Annotated in this window: 4 protein-coding genes; all 4 read right to left on the reverse strand. The window is 74.1% G+C overall.

Annotation, left to right across the window (positions count from 1 at the left end):
• Positions 1-584, reverse strand: a 584-nt coding sequence (locus tag AABM41_09665; protein MEK6192564.1) for an aspartate/glutamate racemase family protein, incomplete at its 3' end; no start/stop codon positions are given.
• Positions 581-2,029, reverse strand: coding sequence for an AMP-binding protein (locus AABM41_09670; GenBank protein MEK6192565.1), 1,449 nt, complete (start codon positions 2,027-2,029; stop codon positions 581-583). The genes AABM41_09665 and AABM41_09670, both read right to left, overlap by 4 nt.
• A 7-nt stretch (positions 2,030-2,036) precedes the next feature.
• The gene (locus AABM41_09675; GenBank protein ID MEK6192566.1) at positions 2,037-3,227 is read right to left on the reverse strand and encodes an MFS transporter; all 1,191 of its coding nucleotides are present in this window, start codon (positions 3,225-3,227) and stop codon (positions 2,037-2,039) included.
• On the reverse strand, positions 3,215-3,894 hold a 680-nt coding region (locus AABM41_09680), incomplete at its 5' end, for a sulfite exporter TauE/SafE family protein (protein MEK6192567.1). The genes AABM41_09680 and AABM41_09675, both read right to left, overlap by 13 nt.

A 3,894-nucleotide genomic window follows, 5' to 3' on the forward strand; every position in this document is an offset into this window, starting at 1 on the left:
GCGTCACATCCCGTCAGGTCCAGGCGCCGCCAGTGCTCGAGCAGGCCCGCCGGGTCGAGCGCGGCGACCTCGAGGTTGTCGGCGACCTCGAGGCTGAGCGCGTCGTGCACCTCGATGCCGCTGGCCTCGATGTACTCCGCGACCAGCTTGGTCAGCTCGCGCTGGTACGGCGTGACCATCGCCACCCGGCGCGCGCCGAGCGCCCTGGCCCCGTCGATGAGCGCGCCGGCCGAGGACACGACCGGGGCCGGGGCCCCCTCCTCGCGCAGGACGTCGCGGATCTGGTCCTCGGCGGTGCAGTGGAAGCCCGCGCCCCCGGCCATCAACGCGACCAGGCAGGCGGTGGCCACGACGTCGCAGCGGGCGTCGGCCAGCTCGGCGGCGCAGCGGTCCATCTGCGCGTTCATGGCCCGCAGCTCCTCCGGGGTGACGCGCTTCATGCGCATGCGGCTCGAGTGGAACGTGAACCGCTCCTCGGGCGCCTCGCTCTCTCGCGCGCGCAGCAAGGCGGGGATCTCGGTCTCCATCGTCACGTTCGAGCTCGGGACGATGAGCCCGAGGCGGTAGCGGGTGGGCTCGGTCATCGGTCGCCTCCGACGGTCGGGGGGGTCAGCTCGGTCTTGCGGATCTTGCCCATGTCGTTGCGCGGGAGGTCGTCCAGGAAGTGGACCTCGCGCGGGCGCTTGTGCGGAGAGAGCAGCTCGGCGACGTGGGCGACCAGCTCCTCGGCCGTCGCGGTGGCCTGCGGTCGCAGGACGACCCACGCCACGATGCGCTCGCCGAGGTCCGCGTCGGGCTCCGCGGTCACCGCCGCCTCCGCCACCGCCTCGTGCTCGAGCAGCGCGCCCTCGATCTCGCCGGCGCCGATCTTGAAGCCACCGCTCTTGATGAGGTCGGTGGAGCGCCGCCCGACGACCCTGACGTAGCCGTCGGCCGCGCGCGTCGCGACGTCCCCGGTGAGGAACCAGCCGTCCTTCATGGCGGCGGCCGTGGCGTCGGGCTGGTTGAGGTACTCGCTGAACAGGCTCGGGCTGCGCAGGGCGACCTCGCCGATCGTGTCGTCGTCGGCGACGTCGATCGCCTCGCCGTCGTCGTCGAGCAGCACGACCTCGACACCGTCGAGCGGCGGGCCGACGTAGCCCGGCCGGCGGTCCCCGTCGACGCGGATCGAGCAGATCATGAGCGTCTCGGTCATGCCGTAGCGCTCGACCACCCGCTGCCCGCAGAGACGCTCGATGCGCTGGTGCTCGACCGCCGGGAGGGGGGCCGAGCCGGACACCAGCAGCCGAGCCCGGCGCAGCGCCTCGGCGATGCCGGCGTCCTCCTCGGCCTCGATCGCGATGCGGTGGTACATCGTCGGGACGCCGAAGAGCATCGTGGCGCCGTCGTTCAGCGCCTCGGCCACCGCGGGCGCGGAGAACCGCTGGAGGTGGCGGACCTGTCCGCCGAGCCGGACCGGGCCGAGGAGCCCGAGGGCCAGGCCATGGACGTGGAAGAGCGGCAGCGCGTGGACGAGCCGGTCCTCGGCGGTCCACGCCCACGCCGCCGCGAGGGCGTCGAGGTTGGCCGCGATGGCGCGGCGGGACAACACGACGCCCTTCGGGAGGCCGGTCGTCCCGGAGGTGTAGATGATGAGCGCCGGCGCGTCCTCGGCGGGCTCGGGCGGCAACGAGTGGCCGGCGGACTCGAACGCGACGGTGGCGCGGGCGATGCCCTGCAGCGCCGCCGGGAGCTCGGCGCCGGGCTCGGCGAAGAGCAGGTCGGGAGCGGCGTCGGCGGCCATGTGCTCCAGCTCGCGGGTGCCCGCCTTGGGGCTGATCGGCACGACCGCCACGCCCGCCGCCAGGGCCCCGAAGACCGCCGCGCACGTGTGCAGCGTCGACGTCGCCCAGACCGCGACGCGGCCGGCGTCGCCGATCTCGGCCGCCACGTTCGCGGCGACGTCCCGCAGCTCGCGGTGGCTCAGGGCATCGTCACCGAAACGAACCGCCGGAGCGGCGCTCGCCTGCGCGAGGGAAGGGAACAGCATCGAACCCTCAGGTACCCGTTTTCGGGAGGGTCAACGTCAGGGCGAGGGCCGCGAGCGGCAGGGCGGCGACGATCGCCATCACCGTGTCCAGCGAGAAGTGGTCGGCGACGATCCCGAGGACGGACGCCCCGACACCGCCCATGCCGATCGCCAAGCCGAGCGTCACGCCGGAGGCGACCCCGACCCGGTTGGGCAGGTACTCCTGGCCCATGACCACGGTCACGGTGTAGCTGGCGACGACCATGGCGCCGACCAGCGCCAGCAGCAGCACGAGGACCGGGCCCCGCTCCACCTGGAGGAGGAGGGCGATGAGCGGCGGGAGAAGCGCCATCGATCCGATCAGGATCGGCCGCCGTCCGACCCGGTCGGCCAGGCGACCGCCGATCAACGTGCCGGCGATCCCGCCGAGCAGCAGCACGGTGAGCGCGCTGCTGCCCTCCGCGTCCGACGTTCCCAGCGAGGCGACGAAGTAGAGCGGGAGGAAGGTCAGCAGGCCGTAGAACGTGAACGAGCGCAGGGTCGCGACCCCGGCGAGGGTGACGAACGGGCCCCAGGCGTCGGGGGTGGGCGCCCGCCGGTCCCCGCCGGCCGTCTCGTCGGCCGTGCGCGCGCGGGCCAGGCGAGGGAGCTCCCGGACGAGCAGGAGGGCCACGGCTCCGGCGGGCACGAGGAGGAACAGCGTGCCGTGGAGGCCGAAGGCCAGCACGAGAGCGGTCACGAGGGCCGGCCCGAGCGCGAACCCCGCGGTGCCGCCCACGGAGAAGACGCTCATGGCCGTGGCGCGCCGGTTGCCCGAGACGTGCCGCACCAGCCGCGCCCCCTCCGGATGGAAAGCCGCGACGCCCACGCCGCTGACGAGGATGGCCAGCACGAGCAGGGGATAGCTGGGGGTTAGCCCGGCAAGCGCCACGCCCCCGCCGCCCAGCGCCACTCCCGCGGGCATGAGCCAGGGCCGCGGGCGCCGGTCGGAGTAGTAGCCGAAGAGCGGCTGGATGACCGAGGAGCTGACCGTGCTCGCGAGGACCAGCGCGGAGGCCGCGGCGTACGACAGCCCACGCTCGCGGATCAGGAAGGGGAGCAGGGCGGGCACGACCCCCTGCGTGGCGTCGGCGAGGAGGTGGCCGCTCGCGAGCACCGCCAGAGCGCGCCGGTCGAGGCCCTCGCGCACGGCGCTGGCGGTGCGGGTCAGCTCTCCCATCCCGATGCGGCGGTCACGGCCCCGGCGGCGAACAGCACCGCCAGGATCAGCCGGCGGAACAGCCGCTCGGGAAGCCGCGGTCCCACGACGGTGCCGAGCAGGTTGCCCGCCAGCGCCCCCGGGAGCCACAGGAGCACGGCGGGGTAGAGGGCCTCGGGTGCGAGGGCTCCCTCGAGCGCCAGCAGCGAGAGCCCGACGGTCGACGTCCACACGAAGAACACGGCGAGGTCGGCGAGGAAGCTGGTCGGCGCCGCCTTGTCACGGCTCAGGAGGACGATCGGCCCAACGCCGGCGAGCGACGTGGACCCGCCCAGGAAACCGCCCACGAATCCGGCGGCGAGCGGCGCTCCCGGGATCGGCTTGGGGGGAGGCCGGTCGAGCGAGCGGGCCAGCAGCACGACGGTCACCATGACCGCGCAGCCGGCCAGCAGCTTGACCGCCGACTCCGGCACGTCCGACAGGACACGGGCGCCCACGTAGAGCCCGGGCACGCTGGCCGCGCACATGCCCAGGCTCCGGCGCCGGGAGATGTGGTCGCGAAAGCGGTACACGATCGACAGCCGCGTCAGCCCTCCGAGGGCCAGGTTGGCGGTGACCACGAAGCGCAGCGGAAAGCCGGTGAGGAGGAGGAGCGGCGCGGAGGCGAGCGCGTATCCGAAGCCGGTGA

The sequence above is a fragment of the Chloroflexota bacterium genome (genome assembly GCA_038040195.1).
Lineage (GTDB): Bacteria > Chloroflexota > Limnocylindria > QHBO01 > QHBO01 > DASTEQ01.

What these genes read in the sequence shown, in the direction of transcription:
- AABM41_09675 (MEK6192566.1), bottom strand. Translation starts at nt 3,227, where the DNA reads ATGGGAGAGCTGACCCGCACCGCCAGCGCCGTGCGCGAGGGCCTCGAC.
- AABM41_09670 (MEK6192565.1), bottom strand. Translation starts at nt 2,029, where the DNA reads ATGCTGTTCCCTTCCCTCGCGCAGGCGAGCGCCGCTCCGGCGGTTCGT.